This window comes from Ruegeria sp. AP12 (assembly GCF_056540025.1).
Map to the genome: position 1 here is coordinate 305,403 of NZ_JBQFVZ010000004.1, position 19,823 is coordinate 325,225.

The window sequence follows — 19,823 nt, forward strand, 5'->3', positions numbered from 1 at the left end:
TTTTCCTTTCAGTTTCAGTTTTCAATGGGTCATCACCCGCCCGCGGACCTGTCCGCAGGCGGCGATCTGGTCAGGGCCAAAAGCCCGAAGGGTTGGACGATCTCAGGCGGGTTCCGTTGCCTTGCAGATCGCAGAGACATGGCGGTGGTCCGTGCCGCAGCATCCGCCCATGACGGTCAGGTTCGGCAGCATCGCCGACAGTCCTGCATAAAGCGCCCCAAGCTCGGCCGGGTTGCCGTCATCCAGCGTCTCGGCAGCATCCAGTTCGGCGTGGCTTTGCCGTGACGCGTTGGCACGCAGCCCCATGATCCGTCGGGTCCAGTCGCCGGTCAAAACATGGGCGAAATGGTCGGGGTGGGCGCAATTGATCATGTAGTAGGCAGGGTAGGCGTCGGTATCGGCATCAACCGCCTCGATGGCCTGCTGCAAGGTCTCGCCCGAGGGCAACAGTCCGTCGGTTTCAAGCGTAAAGGCGATGGCCACCGGAATGCCCCGTGCCTTCGCGGCCCGTGCGATACCCAAAGCCTCGGCCGAGTAGGTCATCGTGATGGCCGAGACCATGTCAGCCCCGAACTCTTCGAACCAACCGACCTGCGCGTCATGGTAGGCTTGGGCCTGATCCGGTGTCAGAATGCGCGTCGGCGCGTATCCATCATCCTGCGGCCCAAGGACGCCATTGATGACAAAGGGGGATCGGCCTTCGATTTCCATCCGCTCGCGTAGCTTGCTGAGGTTGCAGATGGCTTCCCGGTGTACCGCGCGCAACGTGTCATGGCTGATGCCCAGTTCGGCGGCCCAACGGGCACTGGCGCGCCAGGTCGGAGTGTCCATGACAAATCCGCGTTTTTCCGCGACGGCCATCTCGGCGAACTGCATCATGTAGGCATCCAGGGCGGCGACGCCCTCTTCGGTCTCCAGCGCCTTGAAAGAGGCAAACAGCGGCAGGTCGATCCCCTTCTGGAAGATCAGAAAGGTCTCTAACCCACCATCGGTGATCATCGAATGTCCGGACAATTGCGGCAGAGCGTTTCGGTATTTCATCTTTCCTCCCTCCTGAGATTGGGGTGTCTTCGTTCAGTGATGAGGATGTGCTACCCCGGCGGCGCAATGCGGGCTTGAGGCAAACCTGAGAAAACCCTGAGAATGTCTGAGGCTTTGCGTGGATTTGCAGTGCAGCTAGTGTGAGGTCATGAAAGTCCGGATTTCAGATGCCGAGATCGATTTTGATCAGGTGACGGCCACCCATGGCGGTCAGACCCTTCGATTGACCCGGCAGTCGCTTGGAATATTGCGCGCGCTTTTTGAGGCTGGCGGAGCTGTCGTCAGCAAGGATGACCTTATTCTCAGGGTCTGGGGGGATCGCATTGTCACGGACGCCACCCTTTCGACCGCCATAAAAGAAGCGCGGCGCGCGGTCGGGGACAGCGGCACGGCGCAGCGGGTCATCAAGACGGTTCATGGTGTGGGCTTCCGAATGGCCCTTGATCCCGCCCCGGTGGCTGAGAGGGGCAGACCTGAACCGGCTGTCCCTTGTCTGGTTGTTTTGGCCTTCAAGAACACAAGCCGGGATACAGAGGCCCAGTTCATCTGCGACGGGATTACGGATGAAATCATTGCAAGCCTGTCCCGGTTCCGGGACTTCAAAGTGTTGTCCCGCACCACCGCAGACGCCATTCAGGCTGCGCAACTGGATCATGACGAGATCCGCCGCCGTTATGGGGCAGAGTTTGTCATCGAAGGCAGCGTTCGTCAGACCGAAGCCAGATTGCGTGTCAGCGTGCAACTGGTATCGACGGAAACCGGCGCGATTGTGGTCACCGATCAGTTTGATAGCGAGGCCACGGTTGCGTCGCTGTTTGATGTGCAGGACAAGATCGCCTTGACTTGCGCAGGCCGACTTGCTGGCCCGCATGGGCCGGTGGCCGACAGGATCGCCGCAGAGATCCGAACCGAAACATCCCATTCCAGTTGGACGATGTTTCGTCTGGTGTCCGAGTTTCGCCGGTTTTACCGCACCTACGACATAGAATTGCACGCCCGTTTGCGCGAGGAACTGCCGCAGGCATTGGATCGCCACCCGGATGCCTCGGACGGATGGGCGGCCTATTCTGTCATCTTGCTGGAAGAGTTTCGGTATCACGTCAACGAAAGGCCCGGTATAGATGCCCTGGCCTTGGCGACGGAGGCGGCAGAAAAGGCGACTGTCTCAGACCCGCGCAATGCGTTTGCCTGGGTTGCACTGGCTATGTGCCGGTTGTTCGCAATGGATGTCGCCGCTTTTGATCAGGCGGCGCAAAAGGCGCTAGCCTTGAATCCGGGGCATTCGGATGTGCTGTCGGAAATCGGCCATTGCTACGCATTTCTGGGTCGGGAAGATGAGGCCTTGCAGCTGTTGGACCGGGCCATGGACATCAGCCCGGAACATCCCGGTTGGTACCATTTCGCCAAGGTCTGGAGATACGCCAGACTGGGACTGAACGAGGCGGCGTTGGTCGAGCTTCAGAAAGTCCCGATGCCGGGGTTTTATTGGTACCATGCGCATCTTGTCTGGCTGTATGTCGCCCTCGACGATCTGGACGCGGCGCGGCAAGAGGTTTTGGCCCTGAAACAGGCTTTCCCGGATTTCGAGACCCGCGTCTTTCAGGAACTGGCGATGTGGGAGGCGAACTCGGACCTTGTCGAGCAGGCCTTGTCAAGCTGGCGCAGGGCAGGGTTGACCATTACCGGCGCGGCAGAAGGCCAATAACGCCGGACAACAGGATCGCGGCTGCAAGCGATGCGTATCCCGCAGCATGGACCAGCACGGCCCCGGCCACCCCTCCGATAGCGAACCCAAGCAGGTATCCGGCCATCGCCCCCGGTGCCCGGTCCCCGGCGGTTTCCAAATAGAGGGGAAAGAACAGAAACAGGGCGAACCCGTTCAAGAGTATTGTCAGGCCGAACAGGAACAGGGTTGGCGCCACGTAGCTCAGCGCCCCGATCAGCGCGGCGGCAAACATTGACAGGGATTGGGCCCTGCCGCGCCAGTTTGCTGGCACCTGCGAGGCAAGGATTGATCCCAACGCCCCTGTTACAAGGCTGGCAAGCAGCCAGAAGGGCAGGTTCTGCGCGTTCTCGAACCGGCCTCCGAAAAGCTCCAGATAGGTCCAATACGCACCCATCAGCACGAAAAAGGGAAGGTAACGGGCTGGCACATCCGCGATGATGTTGCGCCAGTTGACGTGCTGCCCGGTGGGTGATGTCTGCAGCGGGGCTGCGAGCAGGCCGAGAGAGATCACAGCCAGAACCCAGAAGGACGAAATACCCAAAACTGGCAATACCAGATAGACGATCAGTGAGACCACCAACCCGACCGTCATCGCCGTGCTGATAACGCGAAGCCCTGTGCCAAGACTGCCCAAACCGCGTGTCGCCAACCCGGCCAAAGACCCGATCGCCAGCCCGAGAATACAGCAGGCGACCGCCGTGAAGACAGCGTTCAACGGCGGGCTGAGGGCCAGATAGACAAGGCACACCGGCACGCCGATCTTTGCCAGACCGGCACGGCTTGCGTGTCTGGCAGTGGCGCAGGCCACTGCGGCGGACAACAGGACCAGACTGCCGATACCCCCGGCCTGGGCGTCAGACAGACGGGCATTTGACGCCAGATCGCCAATCCAGACCGGCATGGTGTTGATCAGGACCAGACCAAATCCGATTGTCAGGACGATTGAACGCGAATCCACTGCCTGCTCCTGTCGCAATCACGCCGTAGACACCCGAACATCACCCCTGTTTCAGCAAGAATGCAAGATCAAGACGTCCGCTGCGACTTGCCTGACCACCACAGCCCGGCTAATCTTTCCCTGTCTGAACGGTCACAAGAGGAGGGCAATTGCTGAGCATGCGCATCACACGCCGACTTCAGCATGGTCCCCGTTTTGCCCTGCAAATCCGTTTGCAGGGCTGACCAAATCCTTATCCGATTGACGGTCTGCCCAAAGCCGCGTGGCGGCGCATTTCTTGTGACACGAGACCGTTATGACTCTTCTCAATACAAAGTCGCTTGGCGTAACGCTGGGGACTCCTCTTTTTCAGAACCTTGATCTGACCATCTCAAAAGGTGACCGCATTGGCCTGATCGCAGCCAATGGCCGTGGTAAATCCACGCTTCTGAAATGCCTTGCTGGTTTGATCGAACAAACATCCGGCGAAATCACGCGCAGCAGGGGGCTGCGCGTCGGATATGTTCCGCAAGATGTCCCTGATGCTGCGCTGTCGGTTACGTTGTATGACTGGGTACTTCGCAACCTGCCGCCCGAGGTGGCAGAATATGAAAGCTGGAAAGTCGACGTGGCCCTTGCGGATTTGCAGGTGCCGTTCGAGGTTCAGCAGGTCCCTTTGACCGAACTTAGCGGAGGCTGGCAGCGAACGGCGTTGCTTGCCGCGGCTTGGGTCAATCAGCCGGATCTTCTGTTACTGGACGAACCCACCAACCATCTGGACCTGCGCCGGATCGCCTTGTTGCAGGATTGGCTTGCAGCCCTGCCGCACAGTGTCGCCATTTTGATGACCTCGCATGACCGGGCCTTTCTGGACGAAACAACGAACAGGACGCTGTTCATCCGACCGGACCATTCGCGCGTGTTCAACCTGCCGTTTTCTGCAGCGCGGGAGGCATTGGACGAGGCGGACACAGCCGATGCGCGCCAGTATTTCAACGACATGAACAAGGTGCGGCAATTGCGGCGCCAGGCGGCAAAACTCAAGAATGTCGGGATCAACTCGGGCTCGGACCTGTTGCTGACCAAGACAAAGCGCCTGACCGAACGTGCCGAACGGCTTGAGGAGATGGCAAGGCCAGCACATCAGGAAAAGGATGCAGGGCAAATCAGGTTGGCAAATAGCGGCACCCATGCAAGGGCACTGCTGTCACTGGATGATATGACCATCACCAAACCCGATGGCGCACCCTTGTACCGAACCGGTCAAAAATGGATCACCAAGGGCGACCGCGTGGTTTTGCTGGGCACAAACGGGGCCGGGAAAACCCGGCTGATCCAGGCGGTCCGGCGTGCGTTGACTGGTGAAGAGGGGCAGATCCGATGCGCATCCTCGATCATTCCGGCTTATTCAGGTCAGAGTTTTGAGCAATTGAACGATGCAACAACGCCGATGATCGCTGTCACGCACCGGTCCGACATTGGCGACCGGCGCGCGCGTCAGTTTCTGGCCGGGGCAGGGATCGAGATTGCGCGGCAGGACCGCCCGATCGATCAGCTTTCAGGTGGGCAAAAAGCGCGTCTGGCCATGCTGGTCCTGCGGCTAGATAATCCCAATTTCTATCTGCTGGACGAGCCCACGAACCACCTGGACATCGCCGGGCAAGAACTGTTGGAGGCAGAGTTGATCGCCCAGGATACCACCTGTCTACTGGTCAGCCATGACAGGCAGTTCATCCGCACTGTCGGAACCCGGTTCTGGTGGATCAAGGGCCGAAAGCTGAAGGAAGTCGATAGCGCCGAAGCGTTTCTGGACGCCGAGATGTCGGGCGACACGGGCTAGGAGATTGACGTGCAAAGGAAGCTCTGCCGCCGTTAAGCCGGGGTCGGGGTGGTGCCCTGGCCGTGTTGTTTTCTGAACTCGGTCGGTGTCATGCCTGTGCTGGCCCGAAACGCCCGGTTGAACGGGCCGATAGACGAAAACCCGACATCATACGCGATGCTTAGCACGGTGCTGTCCTCCATGTCCGGCGCGATCAGCAGTTTCCGAGCCTCGTAAATGCGAAAGGTGTTGACGTAGCTGGGAAAGTTCCGGTGGCCCATGCCCTGATTGATGGCCGCCCGGATACGGTGTTCGGGTGTATCAAGATGGGCGGCCATTCTCGTCACGGTCAGACCTTCCTCGCGCCACAGCCCGTCTGACATTGTCTTTTCGATCCGCCTGATCAGTGCGGCCTGCGCGGGGCTGAGCGTCACGTCCTCTGGTTGCCCGGCAGGTTGGACGATCCAGATATCCGATCGCAATCGCACCGACCACAGCAGGAATGCGCCTGCCGACAGAAAGATGAGCGTCGCTTGGGACATGTAGACCCAATGCGGCAGGGCACGGTCCAATTGCGTGATCTCAAGCGCTGTAATGATGATGCCGAGGCACAGAACCCAGGCCAGAAACCAGCGCCGGAACTGGCGGCGGGTGGCCACCAGATCATCCGCGTCGCCCTTTATGACAACGCCAAGGATATGCGCAAAAAGAACCAAAGCGCAGGCACCCCGTATGAAACCTGTAGAATGGCCCAAATGTGCCAGCCAGGCCGAGACCACAAGGATTGCGGCAATGACAATCTGCCATGGCCTGATCCCAACGCTGTCCTGAAACAGTTCAATGGCGGCCCAGTACACCAAAACGGGAATGGTCGAGGCCACCATAATAAGCGCGGACTGCGCGGCTGGGGCCAGCTCGATATTTGGGGACGACAGGACAAGGTAAGGGCCAAGGCTTAGGCATAGCAGAGCAACTGACACGCTTTTGCGCGTCCGCGCGCCGTTGATCAGAAACACCAGGGCGCAAAGCGCAAGCGCACCGAAGGCGCTTCCCCGAAGGAAAAGATCAAAGATCGCTGTGTCCGGCATCGTGGCCATAAGCAAATTCCGGTTTCCCGCGCGGGTCAACGGCACAGGCTTGCCGATTGTGAAAAATCCTGACCGATCCTGAAGAATCCGCGCCGTGTTTCGAAATCGGCGCGCCAGCGCTCACCACGCCCGCGCATGTTCCGCCCATATCCCATTTGATGACGGAGCGAACAATGACAGCCCTTTCAGAAATACCATCCATCTATGCCGATATCTTCGGCGCGGACCTGCTGCGATATGTTGTGGGCGCGGGCGGCACCTATCTGGTGATCTGCGTTTTCCTGTCCCGCCGTCTGCGCGATCAGAAAATCAGAGCCACGGAACCGCCAAAAGGCCAGATCAGGCGAGAAGTTCTGGCCAGCCTGCGCACTGTTTTGATCTTTGCCGCCGCCGGAACGTCAATCGCGTTGGGGGCCAAAGCCGGTTTGATGACAATCTACCCGGACGTCGCGGCCTATGGGTGGGGCCATTTCCTGCTCAGCACAGGCTTGTTGATCGTCCTGCACGATGCGTGGTTCTACTGGACCCATCGCGCCCTTCACTATCCGCCTCTGTTTCGGAGGTTTCACCGGTTGCACCACAGATCGCATCAGCCGACACCGTTTACGTCCTACAGCTTTGATGTGGGCGAGGCCGTGGTGAACGCCGCCTATCTGCCTTTGGTACTGATCCTGATCCCAGCACATCCCGTGGCGCTGTTCATCTTTGTGACTCATATGATGTTGCGAAATGCCGTGGGTCATTGCGGGGTCGAGGTCTTTCCCGCAACAGCCACAGGACGCCCCGTTTTCGGCTGGATGACCACGGTGACGCATCACGATCTGCACCACGCCCATGCGGGTTACAATCTTGGCCTCTACTTCTCGTGGTGGGATCGCCTGATGAAAACCGAGCATCCGCACTATCTGCAGGCGTTCGCGAAGACGGCCCCTCGGATCTCAGGGAACCGCCTCAAAGCAGGGGCGCTGGTCTTTGCCATTTTCGGTGTGTGTCTGGCAGACCGGGGAGATGCGTTCGAACTTTCCGGCAGCTACGCCTCGCCGGGGCTGGGTGTCATTGTCAGGTTTGAACCCTGCACGGCAGACGCCACCACCAAATGCGGTCGTCTGGTTTGGGTCTGGGATCTGGACAAGACCCCCCATGCGCGGCTTGGAGATGTGATCCTGACCGACCTTACATTGGACGGGGCCGTTTGGAGGGGTGCGTTGCTTGACCCCGAAACCGGGCGAAGGTTTCAGGGATCCATTCGCGCTGCATCCGGGCACAGTTTGAAACTGAAAGGCTGTGCGGGGATATTCTGTGCCAGCCAGACATGGCATTCGACAAGCTACTTGGGGCAAATCCTTACCCGTCACAGCGACTGATTGCGCTCGGCCTAGTCGCCCCGTCCGGGCTCATTCGGATTGCTGGAAAACAAAGCGATCTTGTTGCCCTGAGGGTCTCGAAGGTAGCCAACATAGAATTGCGGGCCGTAAGATTCGCGAAACCCCGGCTGCCCTTCGTCAGATCCCCCAGCTGCAAGGGCTGCCGCGTGAAGATCGCGAACCTGGCGCTGGCTTTGCGCCTCGAACGCGACCATGGTCCCGTTCCCGGCCGAGGCGGGGTCTCCGTCAAATGGTGACTTGACGTAGAACTCTGGCAAGGGGGGCTGGCCGGGTTTCACTGGCAGCGCATAGCTGAGGTCCCCGTGATACCTTTCCAACGAGTATCCAAGGGCAGGCAGAAACGCGGAATAAAACCGCTCGGCCCGTTCGATATCGTCGACTCCAATGGTGACATAGGCAATCATTCTGAAGGTTCCCTTGCAGGCATTTGGCCCCAGCTTACGGCATCTTCATCGCCACAGGTACATAGCTTGTACATAGCTTGGAACAATCACCGCGATTTGCACTTGGGTGTGCCGGACGGTTTTGTCAAAGCCAAAACCCGCTGTCGGATTTGCATGTCTTCGCGCGTCCTTGCAGCATGTAACCGAACTGCGGAGGCTGAAATGATCTATGTAATCTCGATTTACGGGCAGGCTGGCGTGTTCGAGGCATTGCCCAAGGATCGCCAGGATGAGGTGATGTCGGGCCACGGCGCGCTCCAATCGGCCCTGAAGGCGCGGGGAGAGTTTGTGACGATGAAACTGATGCCGCCCACCGCAGCCGTCACGGTAGAACCTGCAACGGCCGAGGGCGCTGCGCCGCTGATCACGGATGGGCCGTTTTCGGAAACCAAAGAGAGTTTTCTGGGCTTCTACGCCGCAGATTTCAGGGATCTTGATGAGGCGCTGGAGTATGCAAAGATGATCTCGTCGCCCGTTGCACGGCTAGAAGTGCGCCCTGTTGCCTGGGCCGGGGGTCTGATTTCGTCGGAATAGCCTATGTCGGATTGGCTGGAGGCCACATTTTCCCAACACCGCCCGCGCGCCCTTGCGGCGCTGACGCGGGTGTTTGGCGATATCGACCTGGCCGAAGAAGCCTTTGCCGATGCGTGTGTAAAGGCGCTGACGGTCTGGCCAAAGGACGGTGCGCCGCGCGATCCGCTGGCGTGGTTGCTGGCCACGGCCCGGAACGCGGGTCTGGACCACGTGCGCAAGTCCAGCCGCCGCAGCGCAATCCTGTCGCGCCATGCCGAAGAGTTTCAGCCGATGCCCGCCGAAACGCCTGACCCTGATGAGCTGCGCGACGATGTCTTGCGGCTTTTGTTCATCTGCTGCCACCCCGAACTGGATCGGCGCGATCAGATCGCCATCGCCCTGCGGATCGTGGCCGGGCTGAGCGTGGATGAGATTGCCAGCGGCTTTCTGGTCAAACCCAAGACCATGGAACAACGCATCACCCGCGCCAAGAAGAAGATCGCCAGCAACCGGGTTGCCTTTGAAACGCCCAGCCCGGCGGAACGCGGCGCGCGGCTGGGTGAGGTGTCGCTGATGATCTACCTGATGTTCAGCGAAGGCTGGTCCTCATCCGCAGGGCCGACGCAGATGAAGCTGACCTTGTGTGAAGAGGCCATCCGCCTTGCCCGCCTGTTGGCGGGTTTGTTTCCTGCGATGGGCGAACAGGCGGCGCTGCTGGCGCTTTTGTTGCTGCAACACGCCAGACGGCGCGCGCGGATGGACGGGCAGGGCAAGCTGGTTGCGCTGGACGATCAGGACCGCAGCCTGTGGGACAAGGCCAACATCGCAGAGGCGACGGCGCATTTGCAAAAAGCGCAGCGGATCGGCCATCGCGGGGTGTTTATCATTCAGGCTTCGATTGCGGCGGAACACGCCCGCGCGGCCTCGTCTGATCAGACGGATTGGGCCTTCATCGAAAGCCACTATGCCGCCCTTTACGCCCTGCAACCAACCCCGGTTGTGCGGCTGAACCAGATCGCTGCGCAAGCCAAGCTGTACGGGCCGCGCGATGCCCTGAAGGCTATGGAAGTGCTGGCTGCGGATTTGTCCTCGTATCGCTGGTTTCACGCCATGCGAGGGGGGCTTTTGCAGGACATCGGCGACCACAAGGCGGCGATTGCAGCGTTTGAGACGGCGCTGACCCTCGCCCCAACCGGCCCGGAACGCGTTGCAATCAAAGATAAAATTGCAATCAGTCAAAAAGAACTGGGCGAGATGTAGGGATACGGCCCCCTCATGCGTCCTTGGATCAGACCCGCATGTGGCGGGCGCAACCAAGGGAGAAAGCCATGAGTATTCTTGAGATGACCGCAATCGGCAATTCCGGCTGGATCGGCCATTCCGGCCCGAATCAGAGCAAGGCCAAGGCGTTTTATCAGGACGTTCTGGGCTGGGCGATCAACGACATGCCGATGCAGGACGGGTCCAGCTATTCGGCTGCGGTGGTCGGTGAAACCGCCATTGGCGGCTTTTCCCCGATGCCCGAGGACGATGGCAGCTGGACGATCTTTTTCACCGTTGCAGATGTCGACGCAAGTATTGCCAAGGCGCAGGCCAAGGGTGCCACGGTCATTCAGCCAGTGATGGACATGCCGGGCGTTGGGCGCATGGCCACGCTGACCGACCCGCAGGGCGCCCGGTTCGCGCTGATCACATATGAAAGCATGGCGTCTTAAGCGCAGCGTGGAAGGAGGGTTCAGATGGTACATATCCCCGAAATCACCCTCGCCGTGACGGCGGTGTTTGTGTTGATCAGCATTCCGATGGCCATCGCCGTCGGAGTGCGCCGCGCCCAGACCGGGATCCAATTGCTGCATGGCGAGGATGAAGGGCTGCTGCGCCTGATGCGGGCGCATGGGAACTTTGTCGAATATGTCCCGCTGGCCCTGTTGGCCCTTGCGGGGGCCGAGGTTGCGGGAACCCCGACCTGGCTGGTGGCGACCTGTGGTGGTGTTTTGCTGCTTGCGCGGTTGATCCACTATTTCAGCCTGCGCGCCTCGACCAACGGCAAGGGCCGCGCGATTGGTGCGGGGCTGACGACCTTGACCATGCTGGTGCTGGCGCTGGCGATCCTCTGGCACCTTGGCGCGGGCGTCTGATGCCTGTGGACGAAGCCCTGAACGCCCGCATGCGTGACGCTTTGGCCGCGCATGTGGGGATTTCCGAGAAACAGATGATGGGCGGGCAATGTTTCTTTTTGAACGGCAACATGCTGGGCGGCGTGCGACGGCACAAGGACGGCATTGGCCGGTTCATGTTTCGGGTCGGCAAGGCGAACAAGGCCACGGCGCTGACGGACCCAACGGCCCAAACGGTGATCCACGGAACCCGCAAATTGGGCGGTTTTATCCGTGTTGATGAGGGGGATTGTGACGACAATGCCCTGCAGCGCTGGTTGCAGATGTGCCTTGAACACGCCGCAGCCCTGCCCGCAAAAGACTGAACGGAGGAAATGATGGCCGGATTCAACTGTTTCTCGCCCGAGGCGCTTGGCTTTCTTGAGGGGTTGAAGGCGAACAATACGCGAGAATGGTTTGCCGCGAACAAGACGATCTATGAACGTCACCTGAAAGAGCCCGGCAAACAGTTTGCAGGCGACATGGCAGCGGCATTGCATGACCTGACCGGTCAGAGCCATTCCAGCAAGATCTTTCGCATCCATCGGGACGTGCGTTTTTCCAAAGATAAGACTCCGTACAACGCGCATCTGCACATTGCCTTCACGCCCGAGGGGCAGGCGAGTCAGTCGCCGATGTGGTTCTTTGGGCTGTCACCGGGCAAGCTGTCGCTGGGATGCGGCGTGTTCCAGTATGACAAGACGGCATTGGCCGCGTTTCGGACCGCGATGGCAGGGTCGCAGGGGGCCGAGTTGCTGAAACTGACTGCCGAGTTGCAGGGCGCTGGCATACGGGTCAGCGAACCCGATCTGAAACGCGTACCGTCCGGTTTTGACAAAGATCACCCCAATCAAGATGCGCTGCGCCGCAAGGGGTTTTCGGCATGGATTGACCGGGCCGATCACGAAAGTGTTATCAGGCCGGATCTGGTGAGGCGATCCATCGATGATTTCCGACGGCTTTTGCCTGTTTATCGATTGCTGTCCCCGGTCGAATGACGACGGCAGCGGGCAGAAACAAATGTCAGATCAGTAGGTTAAAGACAAGAAGGACAGAGCCTGAATTCAGCGGGTGGCCCGGCGCACGGATCCTTGGGCTGCGGCCTTAGCGCTTGGATCAACAGCCGATCGCCGTGGCGCAGCGATGCTGCGCCGCAACATTGCCTAAATTTTAGTCAAAAAAACCGCATTTGGTCGCAATCTTAACAAAATGTTAATAGAAGCCAGTCCTTCAAGATGGGACGAGCATGTAACGTTCGGCAGCACCCAATCCACTCTGATTGCGCTGCAAAACGATCCGTTTCGAAATTGCGTTTTCCTAAGGAAAGCGACCGCTTCTGCGGTAGCTTTTTTCGAAATTCAACCTGCAACTCCAGCACCTTAACAATGGAAACGGCGGTCAGGACTTTGATATCTGGCGCTTTGGCAAAGTGAATTGTGCCCCCCGGCGGGCCTGTTAAGTGGTGATGAGAATGAAGGTGAACGCGTTGCCTGTGCGCGGTGGTTTCCTGGCCAAAACCCTCTTCGTTTGGGCGCTTTTGTTGGGACTGATACTGACACCGGTCGAGACCCTTGCGCAGGACAGCGACAGCGATGGTGTCTCTGACGCTCTGGAAGGGTTCGGCACCTTGCCGGACGGTACGCCAATCTCCAACATCGTCGGCACCGGAACCCTTACGGACGGGGCGGCGTGGGACAGTGTGCTTGCCGCTTTGCCCTCCAGCCAGTTCTTTTCCGAAAGTTTCGAAGGCGCGGCAATCGACTCACCGCTGAACGGCTTCAGCAACTCCCGGTTCTCGATCACCGCGACACATTCCAGCGCCCTTCCCCGCGATCTGGATATCGACAACGCCGAGTATGGCACATCCCCAAGAACCGGATCGCGTCAGGCAACGGTCCAGATCGGCGGGTCGCCAAGCGAGACCGCAACCGTGTCGATCAATTTCAATCAACCCGTTGTAGGGTTCGGTCTGTATCTGGGCGATATTCATGATGGCGGTGCGATCTCGAACCTGCAGATTTCCTTCGATGGCACACCGGTTTGGGACAGCACGGATTGGGTGGGAAGCAATCTGGTCGGCACCGTAACGGATTCGATTACCGGCGCTTCGGTGACGCTGGGCAATCAGGTCTTTGGGTTTATCGGAAATTACGATCTGTCAAATCCTGTCAGCAACGTGACCATTACCTATAACGGAGCCGGTACCGGCGACAATTTCACGTTTGACGATATCTCGGTCATCTTTCCCGGCGCGGATTGGGACCAGAACGGATTCCTTGACCACGATGAGCCCAACCAGTTCATCGCCGTGACCAAGGCGGTGGATACATCCGCATTGTCCTCGCCGCCTCAGGCCGGTGAAATCGTCACCTATACATACACCACGCGCAACCTGCGTAACGTGACGATGTTCGACATCGATGTGATTGAGGACGGGTCCAGCTTTACGGGCAACGGCACACCTCCGGTCCCTGCCTTTGTCAGAGGTGGCGGGAATGTCGATGGTGATGGCGACGAGGCAGACCTCGTCGGTCGCACCGAGCCGACAGACCCGTTTACGCTGGCCCAGACAACGGTTCACCGGGCGACCTATGCCATTACCGAAGCAGACATTGTTGCCGGATTTGTGGACAACCAGGCCTCGGCCAATGCAATCGACGCCGAGGGGTCGCCCCAGTCGGATTTGTCGGATGAATCCGCCTTTGGCGAAGGGGCAGGGGCCGATGATCCGACCCGCTTCACACTGACGCCCGCCCCACAGCTTGGCGTTGCAAAATCGGCCTCTGTGGGGGCATTGCTGGCCGATCGCACCGCGAATGTGACCTATACGATCGTCGTGCAGAACACCGGGAACCTGACGCTGGATACGCTGAGCCTGGTGGATGACCTGACAGCATCGGATCAGCTCGGCTCGACCTTCAATGGGGTGACGTCAGCCCCGGTGGTCAGTGCTGTGACCATCGGCGCAGGATCCAGCCTGCCGACGAGCAATGGCGCGTCTTATGACGGCACAAATGACCTGCTTGTGGGCAGCGATGGCGTTCTGGCGCCGGGTGACAGCTATCAGGTCGAATTCACCGTCAATGTGGACCCGACTGCAGCAGGGGCGCCAGCCAGCCTGAACAACATGGCGACCGCTAGCGGGGATGATCTGGGCGGCACGACGGTATCCGATGCGTCCGACAACGGAACCAACCCAACGTCGAACCCCGGCGGGCCGGGCACCCCGACCCCGATCGTGTTGCCGATCCCGGTCATCGACGCAGTGGACGATGCGCCGACAGCGGTAAATGGGGTGAGCGGCGCGACGACCGCTTCGGTTCTGGACAATGACACGCTGAATGGGACTGTTCTGGACCCGGCGGATATCTCGCTGGGCACCACCGGCACGGCGAATGACGGTGTCACCGTGCTGGGTCTGGACGTGACCCCGACGGCGGGTTCCATCACGATGAACGCGGCAGGTGAGATTGAGGTGGCTCCGGGCACCACCGCAGGCACCTATGTCTTCACTTACGAAATCTGCGAGACGCTGAATTCCACCAACTGCGACACCGCGCAGGCGACGGTTATGGTCGATGCAGCGGCGATTGACGCGGTGGATGATGCGCCGACGGCAGTGAATGGGGCGAGTGGGGCGACAACCGCCTCGGTTCTGGACAATGATACGCTGAACGGCTCTGTTCTGGACCCGGCGGATATCACGTTGACCAACACCGGTACGGCCAGCGATGGTGTCACCGTTCTGGGTCTGGATGTGACCCCGACGGCGGGTTCCATCACCATGAACGCGGCAGGCGAGATCGAGGTCGCTGCGGGCACGACCGCAGGCACCTATGTGTTCACCTATGAGATCTGCGAGACGCTGAACTCCACCAACTGCGACACGGCGCAGGCGACGGTTGTGGTGGATGCGGCGGCGATTGACGCGGTGGATGATGCACTGACGGCTGTGAATGGGATCACCGGCGCAACAACGGCCTCGGTTATGGACAACGACACGCTGAACGGCATCGCCCTGAACCCGGCGGATGTCACGTTGACCAACACGGGCACGGCCAGCGATGGCGTCACCGTTCTGGGTCTGGACGTGGCCCCGGCGACGGGTTCCATCACCATGAACGCCGCGGGCGAGATCGAGGTGGCTCCGGGCACGACCGCAGGCACCTATGTCTTCACCTACGAGATTTGCGAGACACTGAACCCCACGAACTGCGATACGGCGCGGATGAGTGTGGAAGTATCGAATCCATCGCTGATCGACGAGATCGCCGAGGACCTGATTGCAATTCTGGAGGAAGATCGCGACACGACTGTCGAATTGCAAAGCCAGCAGACCCGGGATTTTGCCGCCGGAGCGCTGGATCGCCTCAGACAGCGCGGCGCGCGTCTATGTGCGACCGCCGTGAACGATCATCTGAACGACCGGCCGATCCTGTTTGATACCGACAAGGCAATCATCAGGCCGGAAAGCGATCCCATTCTGGATGAGATCGCCGAGATTCTGGGAAGCTGTGAGGGCAGCGCATTCGAGATTGCTGGCCACACCGACAGCGACGCATCGGATGCCTACAATCTGGCGCTCAGCCAACGGCGGGTTGATGCGGTTTTGCAGGCCCTGACGGCCCGTGGCGTGGACACAGTCGGGTATCGTGCACGCGGGTATGGCGAAAGCCGTCCGATCGACACAAACGCGACGGCCCAAGGCAAGGCACGCAATCGCCGGGTCGAATTCACTCCGATCGAAGCGCAGGAACAGTATGACACCTGCAAGAACACATCGGACCTGGACCGAACCTTCAATTTGCAGGCCAATGGCTCGGACGTGACGGTGGATGGTGGGCTGTTCCACCAGAACTACAATTGCGCCCGCGACGTGTGGGAAACCATCGAAGGCTCATTGAACTTCCTCGAGACAGACAGCGGCCTGTCGCAGACCCTGTTGAACCTGTCATACCGTCGTGAACGCTTTGTCAGCGACAACCGGGTGCGCGGCTACTTTGTCGGGATTTATGGAAGCACCGGTGATGTGACCAGCAGGGCGGAGGGCGAGATTCAGGGCTTTGGCGTCAATGCCGGTATCTTCGGTGCGAACCGGTTCAGCAATGGTCTGTATCTCGACTATTATCTGGGCGGTGCCGTCGGGCGTCATGATTTCGATCTGGATTTCGAAAGAAGCTTTGGCACCATCGCGGCGACCGGCGATTACAGGTATTTTCCGGTTTCGCGGGCGTGGCCTTGTCGGGTGAGATCGACCGCGAGACCTATCGTTTCGTCCCGCGCGCGGGTATCGACTATGCGTATTCGCCGTCGGTCGATGTGGATGTGGTCGCGAGGTTCCAGAGCATCACTGAATCGGGTCTGGTGGAACTGGCCTCGCTGACCAACACGCGGCTTTTTGCAGAACTGCGGATCGAGCGCGAGGTGAACGACGGCGCGTCGCTTCTGGCCTTCACGCCGGTTGTGGCGTGCTATGCCTCGTCGGGAAGTTTCGACAATGCCTGCAGCCTTGGGGCCGAACTTGAATACGAAAGCTTCAATGAAACAGCGCGTGGCTGGCAGCACGGCATCCGCATCAGCGGAGAGCGTGGGAACGGGTTTTCGACCCTGTCCGTTGCCGCTGACGTGTCACGACGATTGCAGCTGGGGCAGGTCACTGCCCGCGCCGGTGTGGATGCGGCCGGGTATTTGAGCCTGGGCGGCGAATATGAGCTGAAGTTCTGACGCTGCAGGCGATGCCCGCGTCCGGATCCATTGGCGGTTCGGACGCGTGTTGGCCCAAGAAAAAGGCCCGCCAGTGATCTGGCGGGCCTGTCGTTTTTCGTATCGGCGCGTCTTACTTGTTGTGGAAGATGAACCCGATGAAATTCAGCAGCAATTGTGCCGCCAGAATCTGCGTGCTTTCGCTGGGGTCATAAGCGGGCGCAACTTCGACCAGGTCGATGCCCACCACGTCACCGCGTTTGCTGAGGCCCTGCAGGATTTCCAGAACGTCGTAATACTGGAACCCGCCATGGCTGGGCGTGCCCGTGCCCGGCGCGATTGAGGGGCAGAAGGCGTCGATATCGATGGTGACGTAATACCGAACACCTTCGGGGATGCGGTCCAGCACACCTTCGGTGCCCAGCTTGCGCACCTGACGCACCGACAGAATGTCCGAGCCACGGGCGCGGGCGTCGTCATACCCCTCTTTCGCGGTCGAGGACACGTTGCGGATGCCCAGTTGGGTCATGCCCGAGACGTAGTCCTTTTCGATGGCGCGACGCATCGGGTTGCCGTGGCCGATGGTGACGCCGTGGCGTTCATCGACAAAGTCCAGATGTGCGTCGATCTGGATCACGTGGATCGGGCCGTTCTTTTCGCAATCCTCGGCATAAGCGTTGATGCAGGGGATGTTGACGGAATGGTCGCCGCCGATGGTGACCGGGATCGCGCCCGCGTCGAGGATTTTCTTGACGCCATATTCGATATTGGCGTGGCTTTCCTCGGTCTTGGTGTGGATGATGTCGGCGTCGCCCAGATCGACGATGCGCACGTCTTCGCCCAGATAGGTGGCGTCATCCTCGTGGTCATAAGCGCCTGCATGGCCAAAGCTGAACAGGGTCGATGCCTCACGCACCGAACGCGGGCCGAACCGCGCGCCCGAGCGGAACTGACAGCCGAAATCAAACGGCGCGCCCAGGATCGCCACATCGGCGTCGATCTCATCCCAGTTCTCGACATAGGGTTTCTTGCCAAAGGTCGAAATGCCGACAAAAGGCAGGTTCAGACGACCAGATTCATAACCATGACCCGACATGATTTCTCCGTTTCTTATGGTTTAACGATAGGCCAATTCCGGAAGGAACAGCGCGATTTGGGGAAAAGCTATCAGCAACCCTGTCACAATCAACAAAATGATCAGGAACGGGGGCACGCCGCGGACCACCTCGATGAAGGGGCGGCGGAACACGGCGATGGCCGTGAACAGGTTGCAGCCGAAGGGTGGCGTGGCCGCGCCGATGGCGACCTGCAGCGTGATCAGCACGCCGACCAGCACCGGATCCAGCCCGCTGGACTTGATCATCGGGGCAAAGATCGGGACCAGGATCAGGATCACCACGATCGAGTCCACGAACATGCAGCCGACAAAGAAAGCCACGTTGATCGCCAGCAGCACCATCAGCGGGCTGGCGCTTTCCAGACCCAGCGCGGCGATGATGGTTTGCGGCACCTGCGCAAAGCTCAGCGTCCAGCTGAACGCCGCACCCGCCGCGATCAGGATAAACACGACCGAGGTGATGGCCCCGGTGGAGAGCGCGATGTCGAACAGGTCTTTCACCTTGATCGAGCGGAAGATCACGACCTCAAGGATCACCGCATATAGCACGCAGATCGCCGCCGCCTCGGTGGGTGAGAACACGCCGCCATAGATGCCGCCGACGATGATGGCCGGGAAGCCCATCGGCCACAACGCCTTGCGCAGGGCGGTGAAACGCTTGCCCCAGCCTTCGCGCGGCAGCACGGGAATGTCGTGGCGATAGGCGTAGAACATGCAATAGGCCGAGAATAGCACCACGATCAGCAGCCCCGGCAGGATGCCCGCGATGAACAGTTGCGAGATCGAGGTGCCCGAGACCACGCCATAGATGATCATGCCGATGGATGGTGGGATCAGATAGGCAAGGTCGGCGGCGTTCACGATCAGACCGATCGAGAAACTGTCGCTATAGCCCGATTTCAGCATCCGGGGTCGCATCGCGCCACCAATGGCCACAACGGTCGCCTGGGTCGAGCCGCAGACCGCGCCGAACAGGGCGCAGGCCGAGGTGACGGAAATCGCCAGACCGCCCTTGATATGGCCCATGAAGCTCATGACAAGGTCGATCAGACGGTTGGCGGAATGGCCGCGCGTGATGATGTCGGCGGCCAGAATGAACATCGGTACCGCGATCAGCGCAGCGGGTTTGACCCCCCCGATCATCTGCTGGATCAGGATCTGCATGTTCATCGTGGGGAAATAGACCAAGAACCCCAGCACGGCGGCCGAGATCAGCGGCATTTTCATCGGAAAGCCCGCCAGCAGCAGGACGATCATGACGGCCAGCATCAACTCGGTCATTTGTCGGCCTCCTCGAATTTCTTGATGGCGGCTGCGGTTTCGGGGTCTTCGTAGCTGTCAATTTCGAGGTACGAGAGGTAGACGTCCTCATCGGCGAAATTCAGGTTCCGGATTGCGGTCAGCAGATACTGGAACGAGGCCAGCGCCAAACCGATCACCACCCAGACATAGGTCAGATACAGCGGCAGTTGCAGCGCCGGGGTGATCCGCCCGCGCGAGGCGACTTTCTGCACATATTCCAGCGCGTACCAGGCCAGGACGGCCATGACGACAGCGGTGGTGGCGGCGATGACGACCATCAGGCCCTTGCGCATCTTGATGGGTAGCGCGTCGTAGATCGCCGACATGCGAATGTGGATGCCTTTGCGGGTGGCGTAGCCCAGCCCCATGAAAGTGACGATCACGATCAGGAACTCGTTCAATTCTTCGGAAAAATAGATGGATTGGTTGAACACATAGCGGCCAAAGACATTGGCGATTGTGTTGACGGCCATCAGGATGATGCCCCAGCCCAGGATCCAGACTTCGATCCGGCCTATGACGGCATCGACCTTTCCCAAAATGCCGAAAGGAGTGGCAGTCCCGTTTTCCATGGTGTCCCCCCTTTTAGAAAG

General features: G+C 59.7%; 18 protein-coding genes. 11 read left to right on the forward strand and 7 right to left on the reverse strand.

Annotation, left to right across the window (positions count from 1 at the left end; all coding sequences use genetic code 11):
• Positions 1 to 102: 102 nt before the first annotated feature.
• Complete coding sequence (locus ACR0E6_RS14055) at positions 103 to 1,041, reverse strand: homocysteine S-methyltransferase family protein (protein ID WP_480584425.1); 939 nt, start codon at positions 1,039 to 1,041, stop codon at positions 103 to 105.
• Between the two features lie 148 nt (positions 1,042 to 1,189).
• Between ACR0E6_RS14055 and ACR0E6_RS14060 the strand changes: the two genes are divergently transcribed.
• Complete coding sequence (locus tag ACR0E6_RS14060) at positions 1,190 to 2,746, forward strand: winged helix-turn-helix domain-containing tetratricopeptide repeat protein (RefSeq protein WP_480584427.1); 1,557 nt, start codon at positions 1,190 to 1,192, stop codon at positions 2,744 to 2,746.
• Here the strand turns inward: ACR0E6_RS14060 and ACR0E6_RS14065 are convergent.
• Complete coding sequence (locus ACR0E6_RS14065; protein WP_480584429.1) at positions 2,721 to 3,725, reverse strand: hypothetical protein; 1,005 nt, start codon at positions 3,723 to 3,725, stop codon at positions 2,721 to 2,723. The genes ACR0E6_RS14060 and ACR0E6_RS14065 overlap by 26 nt on opposite strands.
• 295 nt (positions 3,726 to 4,020) lie before the next feature.
• Between ACR0E6_RS14065 and ACR0E6_RS14070 the strand changes: the two genes are divergently transcribed.
• Positions 4,021 to 5,544 (forward strand): ABC-F family ATP-binding cassette domain-containing protein, encoded by a 1,524-nt coding sequence (locus ACR0E6_RS14070; protein ID WP_480584431.1) that lies wholly within the window; start codon positions 4,021 to 4,023, stop codon positions 5,542 to 5,544.
• 32 nt (positions 5,545 to 5,576) lie between these two features.
• Here the strand turns inward: ACR0E6_RS14070 and ACR0E6_RS14075 are convergent, their stop codons facing one another.
• Entirely contained in the window at positions 5,577 to 6,620 is a 1,044-nt protein-coding gene (locus ACR0E6_RS14075) for a helix-turn-helix domain-containing protein (RefSeq protein WP_480584433.1), read from the reverse strand.
• A 164-nt stretch (positions 6,621 to 6,784) separates the two neighbouring features.
• Between ACR0E6_RS14075 and ACR0E6_RS14080 the strand changes: the two genes are divergently transcribed.
• The gene (locus tag ACR0E6_RS14080; protein WP_480584435.1) at positions 6,785 to 7,975 is read left to right on the forward strand and encodes a sterol desaturase family protein; all 1,191 of its coding nucleotides are present in this window, start codon (positions 6,785 to 6,787) and stop codon (positions 7,973 to 7,975) included.
• Between the two features lie 11 nt (positions 7,976 to 7,986).
• Here the strand turns inward: ACR0E6_RS14080 and ACR0E6_RS14085 are convergent, their stop codons facing one another.
• Positions 7,987 to 8,400: a VOC family protein gene (locus ACR0E6_RS14085; RefSeq protein ID WP_480584437.1), complete on the reverse strand. Its 414-nt coding sequence runs from the start codon at positions 8,398 to 8,400 to the stop codon at positions 7,987 to 7,989.
• A 201-nt stretch (positions 8,401 to 8,601) separates the two neighbouring features.
• Between ACR0E6_RS14085 and ACR0E6_RS14090 the strand changes: the two genes are divergently transcribed.
• The 8 genes from ACR0E6_RS14090 to ACR0E6_RS14125 all read left to right on the forward strand — a co-directional run bounded on the left by ACR0E6_RS14090 (position 8,602) and on the right by ACR0E6_RS14125 (position 16,832).
• Entirely contained in the window at positions 8,602 to 8,973 is a 372-nt protein-coding gene (locus ACR0E6_RS14090) for a YciI family protein (protein ID WP_480584439.1), read from the forward strand.
• 3 nt (positions 8,974 to 8,976) lie between these two features.
• Complete coding sequence (locus ACR0E6_RS14095; protein WP_480584441.1) at positions 8,977 to 10,212, forward strand: RNA polymerase sigma factor; 1,236 nt, start codon at positions 8,977 to 8,979, stop codon at positions 10,210 to 10,212.
• Positions 10,213 to 10,280: 68 nt separating this feature from the next.
• On the forward strand, positions 10,281 to 10,667 hold the full coding sequence (locus ACR0E6_RS14100) for a VOC family protein (protein ID WP_480584443.1): 387 nt from the start codon (positions 10,281 to 10,283) through the stop codon (positions 10,665 to 10,667).
• A 24-nt stretch (positions 10,668 to 10,691) separates the two neighbouring features.
• Positions 10,692 to 11,090, forward strand: a complete 399-nt coding sequence (locus tag ACR0E6_RS14105) for an MAPEG family protein (RefSeq protein WP_170622413.1) — start codon at positions 10,692 to 10,694, stop codon at positions 11,088 to 11,090.
• On the forward strand, positions 11,090 to 11,434 hold the full coding sequence (locus ACR0E6_RS14110; RefSeq protein ID WP_480584445.1) for a TfoX/Sxy family protein: 345 nt from the start codon (positions 11,090 to 11,092) through the stop codon (positions 11,432 to 11,434). The genes ACR0E6_RS14105 and ACR0E6_RS14110 overlap by 1 nt, the downstream gene beginning before the upstream one ends.
• Positions 11,435 to 11,446: 12 nt before the next feature.
• Positions 11,447 to 12,106, forward strand: a complete 660-nt coding sequence (locus ACR0E6_RS14115) for a DUF2461 domain-containing protein (protein ID WP_480584447.1) — start codon at positions 11,447 to 11,449, stop codon at positions 12,104 to 12,106.
• 473 nt (positions 12,107 to 12,579) lie between these two features.
• Positions 12,580 to 16,491: an OmpA family protein gene (locus ACR0E6_RS14120; protein ID WP_480584449.1), complete on the forward strand. Its 3,912-nt coding sequence runs from the start codon at positions 12,580 to 12,582 to the stop codon at positions 16,489 to 16,491.
• Complete coding sequence (locus tag ACR0E6_RS14125; RefSeq protein WP_480584451.1) at positions 16,473 to 16,832, forward strand: hypothetical protein; 360 nt, start codon at positions 16,473 to 16,475, stop codon at positions 16,830 to 16,832. Before ACR0E6_RS14120 ends, ACR0E6_RS14125 begins: the two co-directional genes overlap by 19 nt.
• A 112-nt stretch (positions 16,833 to 16,944) precedes the next feature.
• On the opposite strand, the gene speB is transcribed toward ACR0E6_RS14125, so the two are convergent.
• The 3 genes from speB to ACR0E6_RS14140 are packed head-to-tail and all read right to left on the reverse strand — an operon-like array spanning position 16,945 to position 19,802.
• Positions 16,945 to 17,907, reverse strand: a complete 963-nt coding sequence (gene speB / locus ACR0E6_RS14130; protein WP_480584453.1) for an agmatinase — start codon at positions 17,905 to 17,907, stop codon at positions 16,945 to 16,947.
• A gap of 21 nt (positions 17,908 to 17,928) precedes the next feature.
• The gene (locus tag ACR0E6_RS14135) at positions 17,929 to 19,209 is read right to left on the reverse strand and encodes a TRAP transporter large permease (RefSeq protein ID WP_480584455.1); all 1,281 of its coding nucleotides are present in this window, start codon (positions 19,207 to 19,209) and stop codon (positions 17,929 to 17,931) included.
• On the reverse strand, positions 19,206 to 19,802 hold the full coding sequence (locus ACR0E6_RS14140) for a TRAP transporter small permease (protein ID WP_480584457.1): 597 nt from the start codon (positions 19,800 to 19,802) through the stop codon (positions 19,206 to 19,208). Before ACR0E6_RS14140 ends, ACR0E6_RS14135 begins: the two co-directional genes overlap by 4 nt.
• Positions 19,803 to 19,823 lie beyond the last annotated feature (21 nt).

Bases quoted from the DNA above. Each gene is read 5' to 3' on its own strand.
- ACR0E6_RS14135 (WP_480584455.1), bottom strand. From the start codon at position 19,209: ATGACCGAGTTGATGCTGGCCGTCATGATCGTCCTGCTGCTGGCGGGC.
- ACR0E6_RS14075 (WP_480584433.1), bottom strand. From the start codon at position 6,620: ATGGCCACGATGCCGGACACAGCGATCTTTGATCTTTTCCTTCGGGGA.
- ACR0E6_RS14055 (WP_480584425.1), bottom strand. From the start codon at position 1,041: ATGAAATACCGAAACGCTCTGCCGCAATTGTCCGGACATTCGATGATC.
- ACR0E6_RS14070 (WP_480584431.1), top strand. From the start codon at position 4,021: ATGACTCTTCTCAATACAAAGTCGCTTGGCGTAACGCTGGGGACTCCT.
- ACR0E6_RS14115 (WP_480584447.1), top strand. From the start codon at position 11,447: ATGGCCGGATTCAACTGTTTCTCGCCCGAGGCGCTTGGCTTTCTTGAG.
- ACR0E6_RS14140 (WP_480584457.1), bottom strand. From the start codon at position 19,802: ATGGAAAACGGGACTGCCACTCCTTTCGGCATTTTGGGAAAGGTCGAT.
- ACR0E6_RS14060 (WP_480584427.1), top strand. From the start codon at position 1,190: ATGAAAGTCCGGATTTCAGATGCCGAGATCGATTTTGATCAGGTGACG.
- ACR0E6_RS14080 (WP_480584435.1), top strand. From the start codon at position 6,785: ATGACAGCCCTTTCAGAAATACCATCCATCTATGCCGATATCTTCGGC.
- ACR0E6_RS14110 (WP_480584445.1), top strand. From the start codon at position 11,090: ATGCCTGTGGACGAAGCCCTGAACGCCCGCATGCGTGACGCTTTGGCC.
- ACR0E6_RS14100 (WP_480584443.1), top strand. From the start codon at position 10,281: ATGAGTATTCTTGAGATGACCGCAATCGGCAATTCCGGCTGGATCGGC.
- ACR0E6_RS14120 (WP_480584449.1), top strand. From the start codon at position 12,580: ATGAAGGTGAACGCGTTGCCTGTGCGCGGTGGTTTCCTGGCCAAAACC.
- ACR0E6_RS14090 (WP_480584439.1), top strand. From the start codon at position 8,602: ATGATCTATGTAATCTCGATTTACGGGCAGGCTGGCGTGTTCGAGGCA.
- ACR0E6_RS14105 (WP_170622413.1), top strand. From the start codon at position 10,692: ATGGTACATATCCCCGAAATCACCCTCGCCGTGACGGCGGTGTTTGTG.
- ACR0E6_RS14085 (WP_480584437.1), bottom strand. From the start codon at position 8,400: ATGATTGCCTATGTCACCATTGGAGTCGACGATATCGAACGGGCCGAG.
- ACR0E6_RS14095 (WP_480584441.1), top strand. From the start codon at position 8,977: ATGTCGGATTGGCTGGAGGCCACATTTTCCCAACACCGCCCGCGCGCC.
- speB (WP_480584453.1), bottom strand. From the start codon at position 17,907: ATGTCGGGTCATGGTTATGAATCTGGTCGTCTGAACCTGCCTTTTGTC.